Genomic DNA, 17,751 nt, shown 5'->3' on the forward strand with positions numbered 1-17,751 from the left:
TATCCACTAGCGTCGTCGAGGGACTGGAGACAGCGTGTCGGTGTCGATCACAGGCGGCCAGTTCGGTACGACGAGGACCCCTGGCACGATCACGGATTACGTCGCCGAGCAGCTCCGCAACAGAATCGTGCTCGGCGTGCTTCCTCCCGGCGCGAAGGTTCGTGTTTATGATCTCGCCGACGAGCTGGGCGTGAGTCGGGTTCCACTGCGTGAGGCTGTGCGCGAGCTGGAAGCCGAGTCGTTGGTGGACAACCTGCCGCGCCGTGGCACTGTGGTACGCGAGCTGAGTGTGCGCGATCTGCGCGACTCGTTCGAGATCCTGCAAGCCGTCGAGCCGATCGCCGCGCGCCGCGCGGCACTGGCTGAGGATCGCTCGGTCGTAGACGAAATGGGGTACTGGCTGGCGCAGATGCGGGATCTGTCCGACAAGCACGTTCCACACGTGTCGGAGGAGATGCTGCACGCCCATCGCCAATTCCACTTCGCACTTTTTCGCGCGGGCGGTGACGGAGTGCTACAACGCCATCTCTGCATGCTGTGGAACACCTGCGAGCGCTATGTGATGAGCAGCCTGCCGGATTCGAACCGGCTAGCCGCCGCCGCACGCGAGCACACTCAGCTCGTTCGCAAGATCCGTGCCCGCGACCCGGATGGCACGGCCGAGGTGCTCAACCAGCACCTACTCGCCAGCCTGACCAGCTGCCTCCGTTACCTGGAAAACCGCGGCGTGGACGTCAACTGAGTTGCCGGCCCGCTCTCCAGTGCAGTGCCGGCGCTCGGCACCTGCGCCAGCACATCCAGCGCTCTCCGCAGCTCACGTGTGGCTGAGGTGGCTGCCGTCAGCACCGGCAGACCCATGGCGAACGACGAGATCCATCAGTTCCGGCAGATATGGCGTCACGATCGCAGCCCGTTGAAACCCCAGCTCGAGGATCGTGGGACCAGGGCACCGGCGCCGCGGAGGCCGCTGTCAACCCGGCCAATTGGGGCTCGATCCGCTCGTGCGCACGTGCTCCCTTCGCCATCAATGCGATCGGGCAGGCATACCCGATCGACTCAATCCGCGCATCGGCGAGCTCGGTGGCGCACCGATCACCTTCCGTTACCATCTTATGCGGCGACTCGGGATCGACAGTGTGCAGGACGGCGCGACGTGAATGGGTGGTGCATGCCTCACCCGTGGCGGCCCCATACCGGCGGAGCAGCTCGGGCACCTCGCTCTCCACCGTGGTGTTCGACCTCGGGACGATCATTCGGATGCGGTGGACGGTCAGGGGAACTCCTCAGTGTCCCGGTCCGGGAACTTCGGTAAACTCGCTGGTCAGAGGGGCTTGACGATGACAGATGACGAGACCATCGCGACGGAAGACGCGTCCTCGGCAGCGCGTAGGGCGTACGTCGACATCGTCGAACGGCTCGCTACGGGTGAGTTCGCTCCCGGTAGTTGGCTGCGCGAGAGGTCTCTCGCGATGTCAATGGGAGTGAGCCGGACACCTGTCCGCGAAGCCCTGAACAAACTGAGCTCCGAGGGCCTGGTGCGCCTGGAGCGGAACCGGGGCGCGCAGGTGGTGGCCTGGTCCCGCGAGCAGATCATCGAGATCTACGGGTTGCGCGCGATCACGGAGGGATACGTCGCCTCCCTCGCCGCGCAGAAGGCCGACGACTCCATACTGGCGAAACTCGAATCGAACCTCAGCGAGTACGAGCGGGCCATCACCGAAGACGACTCGACACGGCAACGAGCGGCGGCGCTGAACAACGAGTTCCACAGGTTGATCCTCGATGCCACCCGTAACGACAGTTTGATCTACCTGCTCAACGGGGTTTTCGGCCTGCCGCTGGTGCGGCGTACGTACCTGCGCTACACCGAGCGCGACCTCTGGCGCAGCGTCGGACATCACCGAGAGCTCATCGACGCTCTTCGCGCGCACGACGGCGAGACAGCGGAAATGATCATGAAGGTGCACATCAGGACTGCACAGCGGGCAGTGCTGCAGTACGAGCAACTCGAAGCCGAGCCACCAGCCACGTAAGCAGAACTCCCACACCGAAGCCGAGCGCCGGCGCCACGGTCCGACGCAGCAACGGCCCGGCGAGCGCGAGCGCATCCAGCTCGCCGGCCGTCGCCGCACCCACTGTCGACGCGGCTGCCGGCCCCGCAGGTGACGCGCCGAGCACTCCGACGGGGTCCTTCGTCGGGTCCGCGATGAACAACGACGCGAGGTTGGCCGCGAACTGGTCGATCAGGCGGGCGGAGATGTCGGCCATCGCGCTGCGGCCGAACTGCGCGACCTTGCCGGTGATCTGCAGGTCCGTGCGCACCTGCACCCTGGTGCCGCCCGCTCCGTCGTCGTGCAGATCGACAGTGATCGCCGCGGCGGCCGAGCCCTTGCCGGTCCGCTCTTTGCCCCGTGCATCGAGGACCATCCGCAACGCCGCGGGATCCAGTTCACGGAATGCCACGGTGCCGTCGTATCCGACCTTGATCGGGCCGACCTTGACCGACACCGTGCCTGTGTAGGTATCTCCGCCCTGTGACTCGACGGTCGCGCCGGGCAGACATGGCGCGATGCGTTCGACGTCGGTGAGCAGCTTCCACGCATCCGCCGGGGTGGCGGGAACGGTGAACTCGTTGACGAGCTCCATGTCGACTCCTCTCAGCTGCCGGTCTCAACCGGCGTTCTCGTTTTCGATGCCGCTCTCGGTCGCCCTGTGCACCGCGCGGACGATGCCGTTGTAACCGGTGCAGCGGCAGACGTTCCCCGCCATCCCGGTGCATATCTCGTCACGGGATAGGCACTGCCTGCGGCGCACCAGATCGTGCGCGGCGATCACCATTCCCGGTGTGCAGAAGCCGCATTGCAGCGCGCCTTCCTCTGAGAACGCGGCACGTACGCGGTCGGCGTCGGCGTCGGCGAGTCCTTCGATCGTCACCACCTCGGCGTCCTGGCAGGAGGCCGCCAGGGTGAGGCAGGAGCGCATGGGCAGGTCGTCCACCCGCACCGTGCAGGCACCGCAGACGCCCTGCTCGCAGCCGAGGTGGGTGCCGGTCAGGTGCAGGTGGTCGCGCAGCAGGTCGGCCAGCGTGGTGCGCGAGGGCACCGTGACCTCCAGCTTGCGGCCGTTGACGGTGAGCTGCACGGTGACGTGATCGTTGTCAGACATGAGAGGCCTCTCGTTCAGCGGCCCGTAGCGCGCGGAGAGTGGCCACCGCGTGCAGCTGCCGGGAATGTCCTTCGCTGCCGGTGTCGGCACCGACGGCGTCGGCGAGGTCGGCGACGGTGATCTCGGGCGCGGGACGGTCCGCGATCACGGTCTCGGTGTGCCGCAGCCGCACCGGGGTGTCACGCGCGGCTCCCAGCCACAACTCGTCGCCGTCCGGCCGGCGAAGTGCCACGGCCAGCGACTCGGCGAACTCCCCCGGCTTCCTGGCCATCTTGTACATCCCCCACGTGGTGCCCGGGGAGAGTCGCGGAACCTCGACGGCGACGATCAGCTCGTCCGCGTCGAGGGTGGTGGAGAAGAACCCGATCAACAGTTCGCGCACCGGGATCCGCCGCCGCCCCCGCGTCGACACGGCGTGCACGGCGGCGTCAAGAGCGGACATGACCGTGGGCCACTCGGCGCTGGAGTCGGAGTGCGCCAGGCTGCCGCCGACGGTCCCCCGGGTCCGGATCGCCCGGTAGCCGATCCCGGCGGCGGCATGCGGCAGCAGACCGTCCGTCACATCGGGCACCAGCTGGTCCTCGATCATCATGTGCGTGGTGGCGGCCCCGTAGCGCGCTCCCGCGTCGTCCACCGAGGTTGCCCGCAGCTCGGCGATCCTGGTGATGTCGACCAGATGCGAAGGTTCGGCCAGTCGCATGTTCATGATCGGTAGCAGGCTCTGGCCACCTGCCAGGACCTTCGCGTCCTCGAGGTCGTGCAGCAGCTCCGCCGCCTCGACCACGGCGGCCGGCCGGTGGTAGGTGAAGGGCGCTGGTTTCATCAGGCTGCCTCCTCCACGTCCGGCTTGCGCGCACTCTCCAGCGCCGCCCACACCCGGGCGGGCGTCATCGGTGTCTCGTTGACGAGCGCACCGAACTCGCGCAGCGCATCGGTGACCGCGTTGGCGATCGCGGCCGGCGGGGCGATCGCGCCGCCTTCGCCTGCGCCCTTCATTCCGAAGACGGTGTACGGCGACGGCGTCTCGAGGTGCTCGATCTTGATCTCCGGTACCTCGGTGGCACCGGGAAGCAGGTAGTCCAGGAAGCTGGTGGACTTCGGTTGCCCGTCGGCGTCGTAGACGAGTTCCTCCAGCAGCGCGGTGCCGATGCCCTGGGCGATCCCGCCGATGAGCTGGCCGTCGACCACCTGCGGGTTCACGACGGTGCCGCAGTCCTCGACGATCGCGTAGTCGAGCAGGGTCACGTCGCCGGTGTCCAGGTCGACGTCGACCACCACGGCGTGTGTGGCGTAGGTGAACGCACCTGTCTGCACCTCGGGCCGGTAGAAGTAGGTGACCTCCAGGCCCGCGTCCACCCCGGGCACGTGGTCGGGCGTGAACAGGAACTCCTTGGCGAGCTCGGCGTAGCGGATCGAGCCGCTCGGGGCGCGCACGGCACCGTCGCGAAGCTCGAGAACGTCGACTTGTTCGTCCAACAGCACGGCGGCGATGCGCTTCACCTTGGTTGCGAGCGCGGAGGCGGCGCCGAAGGTGGCACCGCCGGCCATGACCATCGACCGGGAGGCGAACGTGCCGTCGCCGCGTGGGGTGAGGGCGGTGTCGCCGTGCAGCACGGTGATCCGGGCCGGATCGACGTCGAACACCTCGCTGACGACCTGCGCCAACGTCGTCTCGAGGCTCTGACCGTGGCTCTTGATGCCGACGGACAGGGTGAACGTCCCGGTGGCGTCCATCTCCAGTCGCGCGCTCTCGGTGCCGATCGTGATCGCCAGGCCTCGGGACGCCCACTCGATACAGCCGTGGGCGGTCTGCTCGGTGAACGACCCGTAGCCGATGCCGATGCGATGGCCGGCGTCGCGTGGAACGTCACGCTGGCGCTCCCGCCAGGCGTCGTGCCCGATCAGTACGGCGGCCCGGTGGAGCGCCTCGGCGTAGTTGCCGCTGTCGTAGACCTTGTTCGTCACCGACGTGTACGGCATCTCCGCCGGGGTGACCATGTTGCGCTCGCGGATGACGTGGGGCTCGATGCCCAGCTCGTAGGCGAGGTCGTCGAGGGTGCGCTCGATGGCGAAGCACGCGCCCGGCCGCGCTACTCCGCGATACGGGCCGGACGGGGTCTTGTTGCTGGCCACGCTCCGGGTGCGGAACCGGTAGTTCCGCAGGCGGTAGGGGCCGGGGATCATGGCGGAAGCCATCGTCGCGTCCATCGTCGCGGTCCACGGGTGCACCGAGTAGGCGCCACTGTCCACCACGATCTCGGCGTCGACACCGAGCAGCGTGCCGTCCTCGGCTGCATGTGCCGTGACCCGGTAGAAGTGGTCGCGAGCCTGTGTGGAGGCCACCATCGCCTCCCAGCGGTCCTCGACCCAGCGGATCGGGTGGTCCAGCTGCAGAGCGATCGCGGCGAGCGTGATCTCCTCGGGGTAGACCGAGCACTTCGCGCCGAAGCCACCGCCCATGTCGGGCGCGATCACCCGCACGCGCCGGCTCTCGACGCCCAGTTGGAGGGCGATCATGTCCCGGATCATGTGGGGCGTCTGGGTCGAGGACCACACGGTGAGCTGGTCGGCCGCGCGGTCGTAGTGGGCCGCCACGCCACGGGTCTCCAGCGGCACCACGGCCTGCCGGTTCATCGTGTACTCACGAGTGATCGACACGTGGGCTTCCTCGGCCGCGCCGTCCACGTCACCGAAGTCGCCTGACGTCGACGCGAAAACGTTGTCCGGCCAGTCCTCGTGCACGAGAGACCGCCTGGCCAACGCGGTGCGGAAGTCGGCGACGGCAGGCAGCGGCTCAATATCGACGAGCACCGCCGCCGCCAGGTCCTCGGCTTCGGCCCGCGTGGCAGCGATCGCCAGGGCGATCGGTTCGCCCACGTAGCGCACCTTGTCCGCCGCGAGGTTCGGCAGCGGCGCGGTGCGGAATCCCGGCAGCGTGGACGTGGCGGTCAGCGGCTCGGCGATCGCCGAGAGGTCGGCGGCAGTCCAGACCGCGGTGCCGGCGCCGTCCGGCGGGGTGACCGCTACCAGGCGTCCATGTGCTGTCTGGCTGCGGACGAAGGCGACCTCACGCATCCCGGGCAGCCGCAGATCGGCGACGAATGAGCCTCGTCCGGCCAGGTGCCGCGCATCCTCGCGCCGCGGCTCGCGGGCGCCGACTCCGTGGCGGCGCCTCGTGATGGCTTCCATCAACTCTCCTCCCTCATCCAGCGAGCCATCCCCCGTTAATCGGGATGTCGCTTCAGGTGATCATGTGCTCTCTTACACACGGCGACGGTCTCAATGGTATACCATTCTTGTTGAGGGTGTGTCCGAGATCGTCGCCCACAAGATCGCTCCGAGAATCTGCAGGCGGCCGCTGTGGATAGCACTGTCTGTAATCATCGCAGTTGATGTGGATGTAGAAGTAGATCGACATGTGCGGTCGACCGTGCAAGGTCGAGGATACAGAATTCTATCCACTTGTGGGAGGTGCCTCTAGCCTGATGCGGGCTCGGTGCGTGCTGATGTCTGGTATGCCATCAGCCGATCTAGACCTAAGGAGGACTCGATGCCGATGCGCACCCGATTTCTCCCGGGCGCGCCGGTTCGGAGCAGTCGAAGTCCGCCTCAGTGGCTTGGCGATGGATGGTTGACCGAAAGCTTCCGATCCGTCCGTTTCGGATGATCGGCTCACTGGCGCCTCCGAGAACCCCGACAACCAGTAGGGGAGGGCGCCCCGTGGTGGTCGGTGAGAGGCGGGCGTGGCCGCAGATTCCTCGGCGCAAACGGTGGTTGTATCTCCTTCGACCGCATCGTGCCGACAGCCGTGTCAGAAGTGAGCGCTGCCCCGCACCGGCGGGGGCGATGGGCACGCCCGCCGCGCAGGTGTGGCACCTTGTCCTGCCCGCCTGGCTCGCGTTCTAAGAGCGTGTTGAGATGGTCCGGCATGTCTAACGTGATCATGGTGGCAGGGTCGTTCACTGTGGAGCGGTGCGAGGACGCAGCAGTCGAGGCGGACACGCGCCAGGTATCCGTCGGATCTGACCGACCGGCAGCAGGAGTTGCTTGAGCGGCTGCTCCCTGCACCGAAAACCGGGAACCGCCCGGAGAAGCATCCGCGTCGCGTCGAGCATCATGAAGTCGTGGATGGTCCCGTTGTAGCGCACGCTCGTGGTCGGCACACCGGCCTCGGTGAGCCGGCGGGCGTAGGCGTCGCCCTCGTCACGGAGCACGTCGTTCTCGTCCACGATCACGAATGCCGGCGGCAGGCCCTCCGCGCAACTACGATGATCACGCAGGAGACGCACGCTGGGATCCGCTCGAGAAATCGCGCGAATGACTGACGTGCCTCACACGCCGCGATAGACGAGCGTGGTGAAGAGGTCCGGGCCGATGACTCCCTGCCCCCACTTGGCGTCGAAGGGCTGGGTGGGCTTGGCCGCAATGGTCTGTTCAACCGTAAGGCCCCTGCGCTTGAGGTCGGCGACGCGGTTGCGAATGGCGACGAGCATATCGCGGTACTCCACCAGGTCGGCGCGCCTTCCGACCGGCCCATGCCCGGGAACGACGATCGTGCCGTCGCCCACCATCGCGATGTTCTGGTTTGCGGCGTGGATCATCCCGTCGATGCCGCCGCCGCTCTCGTGGTCGATGAACGGGTAGAGACCGTTCCACCAGGTGTCGCCGGTGAACAGCACGTCCGCCCTGGTGAAATAGGCGGAGAGGTCGCCGTCGGTGTGGGCGGGGCCGTAGGGACGCAGCCGCACCGGCTTTCCATCGACGGTGAACGTCTTCTCGGAGGCGACGAGCACGGTCGGTCGGGCGGCGGCAGGGACTGGGGTGAAGGTGTGTGCCCATTCCACCACCCGGATGGACTTGCTCAGGTTGCGCAGGGTACCGGGGGTGGCGATAATCGTTGCCCCATGCTCGTGGACCCAGCTGTTTCCGTCCGTGTGGTCCCAATGATAATGGGTGTTCACCAGGTACCTGATGTGGGAAGCCCCGAGCTTCTGCAGGGCGCTTTCCAGCCTCTGGCGAGGTAAGCGCGAGCCGGAAGCTGCGGCGATTCCGACGTCCACCATGAAGGCGCCGTCCTTGCTCGGCAGCACGCCGATGTTTCCGCCTGACCCCTGGAGCATGTAAACGCCACCCCGAAGCGGCGTTACGGTGATGGGGCCCCGGGCGGCGGCTGCGTTGAGCACAACGTAAGGGTTTTTCTGAGCGTTGGGTGGCGGAGTACTACCCGGTGCAAGCATGGGGGGCGCGCCCGCGGCGTTGATCACCCCGTAAGGGATTTCCTGCGCGTTGGGTGGCGGAGTACTACCCCATGCAATCGCTGGCGGCGCGCCGCACGCCGCCAGAAAGGCCGCAGCAATCGTCGCCTTTCCTAGGGTGCTCATCTCCCGTTTCATGATAAAAGCTCCTCTTCCTGCCGCCCATCCGGGATCGGCAAAGTCGCGGTTGAGTGAGTGTGGAGCTGCGGCGACACGCGGCCGGAGATGAGGGTGTGAGCACGACCCTGATGGTTCTGACGCCAGTCTTGATCATCAGAAGAGAGTCGTGCCCGCGTCCGCATCCTTGTCGATCGCTGCTGTTGCTGACCGGGTGGGTGGAGTGGAGCTACCCGATCCGGTCGCGCTCGTCCCGGGCCTGCGTACGACGTTGGCTCAGGTCATCGATCCGCGTCAGCGTCGGGGGTCCGGCACTCTCTCGTCGCCGAGGAGAGGCTCCAGACGCCGAGTCGTTACCGCCGGGCCATTCGGCCACCCTCCGGCAACATATCCCTGTCGTCCCGCCATCTGACTCCCGTCCGGATGTCGTCCGTACAAGCGAGTGTGCCGACAGCAGCCTTTCGCCCCCATTGGGTGGCCACCAGAATTGACGCGATGCACACCCGAGGACAGGCGTAGGGCGAACCCCACAGACAACCCATGCCGTTCCCCAAACAATCTGTACGATTGGTGATCCTCAGAGCACCGGGCAGCTCCGGCGGTGGCACTCGCGATGGTCGGGGAGCGCGCGGTGTCCGAAGCGACCCGCCTGACCCGGGACGTGATGGTGATCGACCTGCGGACCCGGCCCGCGTCCGAGCCGAGGGCGTTGCGGCAGAGGATGCGCAACGCCGGTCTCGACCCCGCTACCGCTTACTGCGTCATCGCCGCCGCCTGGCCAGGCAAACTACCTCCTGATAGCCGCGACGCCCTGACTGCAGGGCTACCGGCGCAGAGCGTGGTCGTGCCCGACGGCGAGCGACTTGTCGCGATCGCTCCCGCGCCGAAACCGGACGCCCTGGTAGGTGACTGGAGCGCTGGTGGGTGGGTTGTTGCAAGAGGCGTTGCTGGTCACGACGTTGTGCGATTGATCCCGGCAAGGCCGCTCATCGGGTGTGGTTGACCACGGGTGGGAAGGATCAGGCTTTAGTCAGCACTCAACTGGCCAGATGGTTTACCGCGCTCGGGCTGTGATTCCTCCGCGTCATGTTCTCAGAATTCGCCACAGACCACTCCCAGCGACCAGCATCATGCGTTCGGCCCGGCATCGCTGCGAACCCATGCGTCGTATTCAGTCAGTGGCCGAGGGCGGTCCGGAGCACCGATATCGCCTGCGCGACGGCCCCCCTCACCGCCCTGGTGTCGCTGACCGGGTTGAGCATCATGAAGTCGTGAACGGTCCCGTTGTAGCGCACGCTCGTGGTCGGCACACCGGCCTCCGTGAGCCGGCGGGCGTAAGCCTCCCCCTCGTCACGCAGCACGTCGTTCTCGTCCACGATCACGAACGCAGGCGGCAGGCCCGCGAGATCCTCCAGGCTCGCGCGCAGCGGTGACGCCGTGATCTCACCGCGCCTGTCCTTCTCCGGCAGGTAGGCATCCCAGAACCACGCCATCGTCTTGGCGGTCAGGTACGGACCGTCGGCGAACTCGCCGTAGCTCCCGGTGTCCTGCCCGGCGTCGGTTACGGGGTAGTACATCGACTGGTGCAGGAAGGTCACGTCGCCACGCTGCTTGGCGAGGATCGCCAACACCGCCGTCATGTTGCCACCGACCGAGTCACCGGCCACCACCAGCCGCGACGCATCCAGACCCTCGGTAGCGCCCTCGCGAGTGATCCACTGGGCGGTGGCGTAGGCCTGCTCGATGGCCACCGGGTACCGGACCTCCGGGGACCGGTCGTACTCGACGAACACCACCGCCGCCTCGGCACCGACGGCCAGCTCGCGGACCAGCCGGTCGTGCGTTGCGGCGTTGCCCAGGATCCAGCCGCCGCCGTGCACGAAAAGCACGGTCGGCAGCGAACCCGTCGACCCCACGGGTTTGACGATGCGGACGCGCACGTCACCGACCTCGGCCGGCACAGTGATCCACTTCTCGTCGACGTCGGGCTTGTCGATCGGCGCAGCCTGGATGTCGTCGAGCACCTTCCGGGCGCCGTCGGGGCCGAGCTGGTACAGGAACGGCGGCTTCGAGGTGGCGTCGGCGAGCTCCTGGGCGGCCGGCTCGAGAACGGGCTTGCTCATGTCAAATCTGTCCTTTCGTTGATGTCAGCGTGCGCCCCGCTGGTCGCACCACTCCTCGACACGGCTGCTGGCGAGACGGACCCGGGCGGGCACTCCGTGGTACGCAGCGGTGTCGGTCCCGCCGACGCCGGTCGCTTCGATCTCGAGCAGGCCGTCGGTCGCGCCGGTGACCACCACCCCGTCACAGCCGTGTGCGGTGAGGAAGGCCGAGAGGTTCGTGCCGAAGAACCCTGAGGCGAACGGTTTTGGTGAGCACCGGTTCCCGTGCCTGCGGCTCGATCCGCGCGTCGATGGATGCCCAGCGGCTCCCGCCGCCGCACTCGCTGAGAGCGGGCATCTTCTCCAAGGACGGCGTGGCAATCGCCGCAGTGGCGCCGTCGTATGTGATGCGGGTGAAGAGCGGCGGTGTTCCGGACGTCCGAGCGGTGGCCGGCAGCCGCGCCGTGTCGGCCAGCGCCGCGTCCGCCTCGCACCCCAGCGAACTATTCGTGTCGGTGAATCCGTAGGTCAGGTCGACCACGGCCGGCGCCGGCCGCTGGATCGGACTCTGCCTGCCTCCGATCCGGCGCGCCCGATAGAGATCGGCAGCACGCATCGGCATCGGTCCTCCTCGCGTCGTTGAGCGGCCCATCCTCCCAGATGGTATGCCACTTGGTGCAGGGTGCCGATCACTGTTGGCGAGTCCGGGCTTGCTCAAGAGTAGATAGAATTCTATTATCGGAGTGTGCGTGCCGTCGCGGCGCATGTCAAGGGACGATTTCTAGCCATTTATGATGCTGTGATTACCTATGGTAGTCATTCCACGAGCCGGGCCGCCCGGGCTGAAGGAGATCCCCCGATGCAAGATGCTGGTCGTATGCTCCGAGGCGATGGCATACACTTGAGGTTCGCCGTGGCCTAGGAGGGCGCATGACACCGGCCGGAAGACTCACACTCGCCACTGGGGCGGGGAGCGGTATCCGAGCGGCCTGTGCACGCGCACTGGCCGCCGCAGGGGCCGGGGTTCTGGCACTTGACGTCAGGCCGGACGCTGCGCGCCAGATCGCCACCGAGGTGGGCGGCACTCGCCTGGTTGTGGACCTGGCCGATCTCGCCGCCGTAGGCAAGGTCTCGGCCGGTGGAGAAGTCGACATCGTCGTGAGCAACGCCGGCCTGCAGCACCTCGCTCTCGTACACGAGTTCCCGAACGGCGGCAGCCGTGATCCACAACACCACATCGGAGGAGATCGTCCGCGACGTCGTGCTCGGTGGCGCCGCGATCAAGGAGCTCACCGCCGTCGAAGAGATCGCCGCTCTGGTGATCTACCTGTGTGGCCCGAGCAGCCGGCACATCACCGGGACCTCCATCCCGATCGACGGGGCTGGCTCGCCGGATGAGGGAGAAGATCTGATGGAACCAATCACGAGGCGACGTCGTCACGGGGTCGGTGCTCGCGAGCGCCGGCGCGAAGACGAGCGCCACCTGGCCGGACGCGGCACGTTCGTCGCCGACCTTCGACTGCCTGGGCTCGCTTCCCGATTGGTTCAGTCGACCAGATCACGCCCGAGCACCGACAGGACGGTCGTGGTGGCCAGATCACGGCTGGCCAGCGCCTCCTGCGCATCGCGTGCGGTGACGGAAAAGCGGCTCGCTCGTCCGCGGGGATCGTGCCGAGGAACCGGGCGAGCGCTGCGCCGGCGCACGTCCGGACAGGATGTGGTGACCTTCGCCCGCACACCGGTCGCGCAGGCATAGTGATGGTGGATACGTCCGGAATCCGGCTGAGGTCGGCACAGGGGCGCTGGGTGCTCCTGACCACGGTCCTCGGGTCGGGTGTCGTAATGATCGACGGTTCCGTGGTGAACGTGGCGCTCGCGCACATCGGCCACGATTTCGACGCCGGCTTCGTGGCGCTGCAGTGGACGGTCATCGGCTACACGCTCACCCTCGCGTCGCTGATCCTGCTCGGTGGGTCGCTGGGTGATCACTTCGGGCGCCGGCGTGTCTTCGTGATCGGTGTCGTGTGGTTCGCGGTGGCGTCGTTGCTGTCCGGGCTGGCCCCCAACATCGAGACGCTCATCGTGGCGCGGTCCTTGCAGGGCGTCGGAGGGGCGCTGCTGACGCCCGGCAGCCTCGCGCTGATCTCGGCGTCGTTCCGTGGCCGGGACCGGGCCGCCGCCGTCGGGGCGTGGTCGGGCCTAGCGGGGATCGCCGGCGCCGTGGGCCCGTTCCTCGGGGGCTGGCTGGTGGAGTGGACGTGGCGGGCGGTGTTCCTCATCAACCTGCCACTGGCCGCCGTGATCGTCCTCGTGGCCCTGCGGCACGTGCCCGAGAGCCGCGACACGGAGTCCGCCCCGGGTCTCGACGTGGCCGGCACGGCGCTCGCTGTGCTCGGGCTCGGGGGCCTGACCTACTCGCTCACCGGGCTCAGCGAGCGCGGCGCGGATCCGGACCTCGTGATCGGCCTGCTGGTGGGGCTGGCGGCGCTGGCAGCGTTCGTGGTGGTGGAGCGGCGTTCGAAGCACCCGCTCGTGCCGCCCGCGCTGTTCGCGAACGCGACGTTCAGCGCAGCCAACTCGGTGACGTTCCTGATCTTCGGCGCGCAGGGCACGGTGTTCCTGCTGCTGGTGCTGCAGCTGCAGACGGTCTCCGGGTTCAGCCCGCTCACGGCCGGCACCTCCCTTTTGCCCATCACGTTGATCATGCTGGCCTTCTCCGCGCGTGTCGGGGCGCTCGCTGGGCGGATCGGGCCGCGGTTGCCCCTGACGGTCGGTCCGCTGATCGGTGCGGTCGGGACACTGCTCATGCTCCGGATCGGCGCCGGCTCGACGTGGGTCCTCGACGTACTGCCGGCAGTCGTCCTCTACGGCGCGGGGCTCGCGCTGACCGTTGCCCCCCTGTCCGCCACCGTTCTCGACAGCGCCGCCGACCGCTACGCCGGCTCGGCGTCCGGGGTCGACTACGCCGTCGCCCGTGCGGCCGGGCTCCTGGCTGTGGCCGTGATTCCCGGGGTGGCCGGCATCGCGGGCGATGATTACACCGACCCCGTTGCCTTCGACTCGGGGTTCCGGACGGCGATGATGATCTCGGCGGGTCTGTTGGTTGCGGCGTCGTTGCTGGCGTTCGCGCTGGTCCGCAGGCCGCTGCGGGCGGCCGAGCCCGAGCAACCCGGGGCCGGCCGGCACCGCGTGCGCGTCGCGGAAGTCCCTCACTGCGGCGTCGTCGCACCACAGATGTCTCCCCGGACGGGGTCGGCGCAGGAGGCCTGAGTCGCGACGCCGGCCCGCGCCGGCCGACGCGCCGACCGGGCCGGATCGACCGCGGCGGCCCTCCGGTCGTCCGCGGCTCAGCGGAGGTCGAGCACGGCCGACGAGGTAGGCGTCCACGCCAAGGCCGAGGAAGGTTCGCCGCGTGCTTGACTCAGAAGTGGCGAGCGGGTCGAAGACCTCTGCAGCCTGCTCAGCGTGGGAACCTTTCCCGGCGGTCGGGAGATCATGGCTACACCTTCTGCGGGAAGTCGGAGCCGAGGTCACGCACGCTGCTGACGCCAAGCAGCGTGAAGGACCGACTGCATCTCTTCGCGCACGAATTGGTGGATGTACCGGACCTCGGCCTTGCCAGCGGCCGCGTGCCCGTATCCCGCGAGCCGCCCGATCACGACGTCGGCGGGTGTAGGTCCGGAGCCGCCGGAGAACGACGGCTTGCCGAGCCGCCGGATGCGCGCCCGCGCATTCAGCGATCGGGTAGAGGCCAGGTGACCCTGGCCTCTACCCGATTGCTGCTTGTCCCACTCGTTTGTCTGGGGTTCTGGGCGATTACGGCCGAACAGCGGTCGTGACGCCGTATGAATTGCGCAGCCAGGTGCTCATCTTCCTGACCTGGGCCGACTGGGTGGTGATGATCTGCCCGGCGAGCGTGTGCAGCGCTGGGTGCTCGGCCTGGGTCGTCATCGGACGGGAGACGACGATGGCCATCTCGTGGTGCGGGATCATCGCCGCGAGGAACGCCTTGTCGGATGCGGGGCCGGCCGGGACCGCGGCCAGTTGGGTGGTCATGTTCGTCATCCCCGCGGCCATTTCCGTCGCGAGCTTCCGCATGGTGGCCGGTTCCCGTGCCTGGGCCTGTGCCGGGGTCAGCCGGTACCAGTCACGCAGCCAGTTCGTCATTTCGGTGATCTCCTGGCTCTGGCCACTGATGATCTGCTGGGCCAACGCCTTGGCTTCGGGATTCGCCCCCCGGGCGAGCTCCAGCTTGGCCATGCTGATCGCCGCGGCGTGGTGCCGGATCATGCCGGCCAGGAAAGCCTGCTCCGCCTGAGCACGGGAAAGTCCGCGAAGGTCGTTTGCGTACTGTCGGGCCGTGTTCAGAATGGGCGTCGAGTCGCCCGGCATCTGCTGCGCGGCGACCGTGGTTGGCGGATCGGCGGCTGCCTCGGCCGTGGCGCCTGTGGCGCCCGCGATGGCGACGCCCGCGATGGCGACGGCCGCCACGCTCGCCGTGGCGGCTCGGAGTGCGAATGAACTCATGAAGGTGTCCTCCGTTCACGTAAGACCGTGACTACCCCTACCCCCCAGGGGTACTGGTCCCAGAAGCTTGGCCGCGCCAGCGCCACGCGACATCGAGGTCAGCGGGAAACCGAGATACCGGTCAACCGGAAGGCGACAGCGCGGAGGGCCCCACGATCGCGGGTCATCGGGCGGTGCCGCGGCGGCCGTTGCCGAGCTGTAGCTGACGATCGGTCTCGCCTCAGCATCTGGCCGTTCGGGAGGCTCGACGCCTAGAGAGTGGGGCGAGGCTTAACGTGGCAGGCGTTGGCGAAGTCCAAGGGCGAGTGACAAAGTGACTGCCCCATCGGATGGGCGACGTCACCGACCAGCGCGACAGGCCTCTTAGCTCCACCCGCTCGCCGGCGCGTAGTCGAACAGCCGCCGGCGTCGGGTGCGGTCCATGAAGGAGACACCATGGGCTACCTGGGGGCACAGGGCGGAGAACATGCGGTCCAGGTGGCGTGCGCCGTCCTCGCCGTCAGCGGTGGGATAGAGACGGGTGTCGAGCGTGGCCACCTGGTTGACCAGCACGCCCTGGAGCACCGGGTACTGCACGAGGTGCAGGCCCCTGGCCTGCCCAGACCACCATGCCCTCGCGCTCGCGCACCCCGCCGTGCGCGGACAATGCCTCGGTCGGCACCGTGCTGCGGTAGGCGACGAGGCCGGAATTCACTGGTTTGCCGTCGCCAGGTCCCGGGTCGAGGAGCGCAGGCCGTCGGCGCCGATGAATGCGGCGTTCTCGTATTCGTTGCCGTGGAGCATGCGACGAGCGTTCCGTCCAGGTGGGCTTCGACGTGCCTCACATGCTTGGAGAGCAGCAGCTCGACCAGTCGGCTCTCCTCGCACGCCTGCTGGATGGCAACCCGGCCTCGATGGTGGCGGTGGTGCACCTCGAACCATGAGCGCGGACCGACCCACGTGCGTAGAGCCACTCGATCATCGGTGTGTGGTTGGGCAGCTCGAGGAGGATGGTGCTGAGTGTGGGATGCGAGGGCTCGCTCGCGGGCACTTGTGAGCGGGGACGAGGCCGCGGAGCGTCTCTCTGGTGAGGTGATCGAGCGGCTGGGCCGCACCGGCGTGCAGGGTGAGCTTGCCCGCACCCACCTGCTCTACGGGGAATGGCTGCGCCGCGAGCGCTGCCGTGCGGATGGCCGGACACAGCGACGCACCGCGCACGAGATGTTCGCAGCAATGGGATTGGAGGCTCCGCAGAACCGGGCGGCACGCGAGTTGCACGCCACAGTCAACGGCTCGGCAACCGCGCCACCAAGACAAGCGGCGTAACTGGCCGCGCAAGAGACGCAAATCGTGCGCCTCGCCCGCGAGCTCCGCCTCCGGTCCTCAAGGGCGATGATCGTATGCCCGATTGACCAGTTCGTGGGTATGTTGAGTACACATGGCGGGGAGGACGCTGACGGACAGAATCGAGATGTGCACCGCTCACGAGCGGATAGTGCCTTCACCCACAGGACGGAGCGCTCAGGATGAACGGCGAGCAGTACGATCGCATGAGGACCGGGAAGGGGTTCATCGCCGCCCTGGACCAGAGCGGCGGCAGCACGCCGAAGGCGCTCGAGCTGTATGGGGTGCACGAGAGCAGCTATGGCACCGAGCACGAGATGTTCGACCGGGTCCACGAAATGCGCACGCGCATCATCACCAGTCCGAGCTTCACCGGCGACCAGATCATCGGCGCGATCCTTTTCGAGGACACGATGAACCGCCGGGTTGATGGCCGCGACACCGCTGAGTACTTGTGGGACGTCAAAGGCATCGTCCCCTTTCTGAAGATCGACAAGGGTTTGCAGTCGGAGGGGAACGGCGTGCAGGAGATGAAGCCGATCCCCGACGTCGAAGGGCTCGTCGCCGGCGCGGTCGAGAAGGGGATCTTCGGGACCAAGATGCGATCGTTCATCCATCGAGCCGACGACACGGGGATCGGAGCCGTGGTCGACCAGCAGTTCGAGTTGGCCCATCGGATTCTCCACGGCGGGCTGATACCGATCATCGAGCCGGAGATCGACATCAACAGTCAGGAGAAGCACAAGGCGGAGGCGATGCTCAGGAGGGCCGTCGCAGCCCATCTCGACCGGCTGGCGCCCGACCAGCACGTCCTGCTGAAACTGACGTTGCCCGAGGCGGACAACTACTACCAGGAGTTCGTCGAGCACCCGCGGGTAGTGCGGGTCGTTGCGCTGTCGGGCGGCTACAACCGCGCGGAGGCCAACGAGCGCCTGGCGCGGAACCATGGGGTGATCGCCAGCTTCTCCCGCGCGCTCACGGAGGGCCTGCGGATTGACCAGGCCGACGAGGAGTTCGACGCCGAGCTCAAGGCGGCGGCCACGAGCATCGAGCAGGCCTCGACCACGTGAGTCGCCCTTCTGGGCTCGCGGTGAATACTCCCGCCGATCGTCGGGCGAAGGCGTATTACTGTTGGCGCCGCCGGTTCTTGATCACGTCCCCGCCGACAGCGGCGCCGGGAGTCGTGGCCGTATTGCGCAGGGGCGCGATCGCCGAGTCGAGACCATGCCGCTGCCGCGGCGTACCGGCGGCGCAGCTTTGAG

At 67.6% G+C, this 17,751-nt stretch carries 17 protein-coding genes and 1 pseudogene; 7 read left to right on the forward strand and 11 right to left on the reverse strand.

Annotation, left to right across the window (positions count from 1 at the left end):
- Positions 1-34 precede the first annotated feature (34 nt).
- Together ACQPZQ_RS15965 and ACQPZQ_RS15970 are read left to right on the forward strand one after the other, a co-directional pair.
- A complete protein-coding gene (locus ACQPZQ_RS15965; protein WP_433296394.1) occupies positions 35-742 on the forward strand; it encodes a GntR family transcriptional regulator in 708 nt (235 codons plus the stop codon).
- A 595-nt stretch (positions 743-1,337) separates the two neighbouring features.
- On the forward strand, positions 1,338-2,033 hold the full coding sequence (locus ACQPZQ_RS15970; RefSeq protein WP_433296396.1) for a GntR family transcriptional regulator: 696 nt from the start codon (positions 1,338-1,340) through the stop codon (positions 2,031-2,033).
- On the opposite strand, the gene ACQPZQ_RS15975 is transcribed toward ACQPZQ_RS15970, so the two are convergent.
- From ACQPZQ_RS15975 to ACQPZQ_RS16015, 9 genes are all read right to left on the reverse strand, one after another.
- Complete coding sequence (locus tag ACQPZQ_RS15975) at positions 1,969-2,646, reverse strand: SRPBCC family protein (RefSeq protein WP_433296398.1); 678 nt, start codon at positions 2,644-2,646, stop codon at positions 1,969-1,971. The genes ACQPZQ_RS15970 and ACQPZQ_RS15975 overlap by 65 nt on opposite strands.
- Before the next feature lie 24 nt (positions 2,647-2,670).
- Positions 2,671-3,165 (reverse strand): (2Fe-2S)-binding protein, encoded by a 495-nt coding sequence (locus ACQPZQ_RS15980; RefSeq protein WP_433296400.1) that lies wholly within the window; start codon positions 3,163-3,165, stop codon positions 2,671-2,673.
- A complete protein-coding gene (locus ACQPZQ_RS15985; RefSeq protein ID WP_433296403.1) occupies positions 3,158-3,988 on the reverse strand; it encodes an FAD binding domain-containing protein in 831 nt (276 codons plus the stop codon). Before ACQPZQ_RS15985 ends, ACQPZQ_RS15980 begins: the two co-directional genes overlap by 8 nt.
- Entirely contained in the window at positions 3,988-6,354 is a 2,367-nt protein-coding gene (locus ACQPZQ_RS15990) for a xanthine dehydrogenase family protein molybdopterin-binding subunit (RefSeq protein ID WP_433296405.1), read from the reverse strand. Before ACQPZQ_RS15990 ends, ACQPZQ_RS15985 begins: the two co-directional genes overlap by 1 nt.
- A gap of 770 nt (positions 6,355-7,124) precedes the next feature.
- The gene (locus ACQPZQ_RS15995) at positions 7,125-7,484 is read right to left on the reverse strand and encodes an alpha/beta hydrolase fold domain-containing protein (protein ID WP_433299239.1); all 360 of its coding nucleotides are present in this window, start codon (positions 7,482-7,484) and stop codon (positions 7,125-7,127) included.
- Positions 7,485-7,496: 12 nt separating this feature from the next.
- Complete coding sequence (locus ACQPZQ_RS16000) at positions 7,497-8,558, reverse strand: MBL fold metallo-hydrolase (protein WP_433296408.1); 1,062 nt, start codon at positions 8,556-8,558, stop codon at positions 7,497-7,499.
- Positions 8,559-9,712: 1,154 nt separating this feature from the next.
- Positions 9,713-10,660, reverse strand: a complete 948-nt coding sequence (locus ACQPZQ_RS16005) for an alpha/beta hydrolase (protein ID WP_433296410.1) — start codon at positions 10,658-10,660, stop codon at positions 9,713-9,715.
- A gap of 24 nt (positions 10,661-10,684) precedes the next feature.
- Positions 10,685-10,837, reverse strand: a complete 153-nt coding sequence (locus ACQPZQ_RS16010) for a hypothetical protein (protein WP_433296412.1) — start codon at positions 10,835-10,837, stop codon at positions 10,685-10,687.
- A 4-nt stretch (positions 10,838-10,841) separates the two neighbouring features.
- Positions 10,842-11,261, reverse strand: a complete 420-nt coding sequence (locus ACQPZQ_RS16015; protein ID WP_433296414.1) for a hypothetical protein — start codon at positions 11,259-11,261, stop codon at positions 10,842-10,844.
- Between the two features lie 308 nt (positions 11,262-11,569).
- Here ACQPZQ_RS16015 and ACQPZQ_RS16020 point away from each other — a divergent pair.
- From ACQPZQ_RS16020 to ACQPZQ_RS16030, 3 genes and pseudogenes are all read left to right on the forward strand, one after another.
- Positions 11,570-11,833 (forward strand): annotated as a pseudogene (locus ACQPZQ_RS16020) (SDR family NAD(P)-dependent oxidoreductase); the annotation flags it as partial.
- A gap of 67 nt (positions 11,834-11,900) precedes the next feature.
- The gene (locus ACQPZQ_RS16025) at positions 11,901-12,395 is read left to right on the forward strand and encodes a hypothetical protein (protein ID WP_433299730.1); all 495 of its coding nucleotides are present in this window, start codon (positions 11,901-11,903) and stop codon (positions 12,393-12,395) included.
- 86 nt (positions 12,396-12,481) lie between these two features.
- On the forward strand, positions 12,482-13,909 hold the full coding sequence (locus tag ACQPZQ_RS16030) for an MFS transporter (protein ID WP_433296416.1): 1,428 nt from the start codon (positions 12,482-12,484) through the stop codon (positions 13,907-13,909).
- Between the two features lie 546 nt (positions 13,910-14,455).
- Here the strand turns inward: ACQPZQ_RS16030 and ACQPZQ_RS16035 are convergent.
- On the reverse strand, positions 14,456-15,130 hold the full coding sequence (locus ACQPZQ_RS16035; RefSeq protein ID WP_433296419.1) for a DUF305 domain-containing protein: 675 nt from the start codon (positions 15,128-15,130) through the stop codon (positions 14,456-14,458).
- 399 nt (positions 15,131-15,529) lie between these two features.
- Entirely contained in the window at positions 15,530-15,742 is a 213-nt protein-coding gene (locus ACQPZQ_RS16040; RefSeq protein ID WP_433296421.1) for a hypothetical protein, read from the reverse strand.
- A 456-nt stretch (positions 15,743-16,198) separates the two neighbouring features.
- On the opposite strand from ACQPZQ_RS16040, the gene ACQPZQ_RS16045 reads away from it, so the two are divergent.
- A complete protein-coding gene (locus ACQPZQ_RS16045; RefSeq protein ID WP_433296423.1) occupies positions 16,199-16,471 on the forward strand; it encodes a hypothetical protein in 273 nt (90 codons plus the stop codon).
- 200 nt (positions 16,472-16,671) lie between these two features.
- Positions 16,672-17,559, forward strand: a complete 888-nt coding sequence (locus ACQPZQ_RS16050; protein ID WP_433296425.1) for a fructose bisphosphate aldolase — start codon at positions 16,672-16,674, stop codon at positions 17,557-17,559.
- Positions 17,560-17,751 lie beyond the last annotated feature (192 nt).

It is taken from the genome of Pseudonocardia sp. CA-142604 (assembly GCF_050948475.1).
In the GTDB taxonomy this organism is placed as follows: Bacteria; Actinomycetota; Actinomycetes; order Mycobacteriales; family Pseudonocardiaceae; genus Pseudonocardia; species Pseudonocardia alaniniphila.

Excerpts from the sequence above, each read along its gene's own strand:
- ACQPZQ_RS16030 (WP_433296416.1), top strand. The coding sequence starts at position 12,482 with ATGATCGACGGTTCCGTGGTGAACGTGGCGCTCGCGCACATCGGCCAC.
- ACQPZQ_RS16050 (WP_433296425.1), top strand. The coding sequence starts at position 16,672 with ATGAACGGCGAGCAGTACGATCGCATGAGGACCGGGAAGGGGTTCATC.
- ACQPZQ_RS15980 (WP_433296400.1), bottom strand. The coding sequence starts at position 3,165 with ATGTCTGACAACGATCACGTCACCGTGCAGCTCACCGTCAACGGCCGC.
- ACQPZQ_RS16000 (WP_433296408.1), bottom strand. The coding sequence starts at position 8,558 with ATGAAACGGGAGATGAGCACCCTAGGAAAGGCGACGATTGCTGCGGCC.
- ACQPZQ_RS15990 (WP_433296405.1), bottom strand. The coding sequence starts at position 6,354 with ATGGAAGCCATCACGAGGCGCCGCCACGGAGTCGGCGCCCGCGAGCCG.
- ACQPZQ_RS16015 (WP_433296414.1), bottom strand. The coding sequence starts at position 11,261 with ATGCCGATGCGTGCTGCCGATCTCTATCGGGCGCGCCGGATCGGAGGC.
- ACQPZQ_RS15985 (WP_433296403.1), bottom strand. The coding sequence starts at position 3,988 with ATGAAACCAGCGCCCTTCACCTACCACCGGCCGGCCGCCGTGGTCGAG.
- ACQPZQ_RS15970 (WP_433296396.1), top strand. The coding sequence starts at position 1,338 with ATGACAGATGACGAGACCATCGCGACGGAAGACGCGTCCTCGGCAGCG.
- ACQPZQ_RS16005 (WP_433296410.1), bottom strand. The coding sequence starts at position 10,660 with ATGAGCAAGCCCGTTCTCGAGCCGGCCGCCCAGGAGCTCGCCGACGCC.
- ACQPZQ_RS15975 (WP_433296398.1), bottom strand. The coding sequence starts at position 2,646 with ATGGAGCTCGTCAACGAGTTCACCGTTCCCGCCACCCCGGCGGATGCG.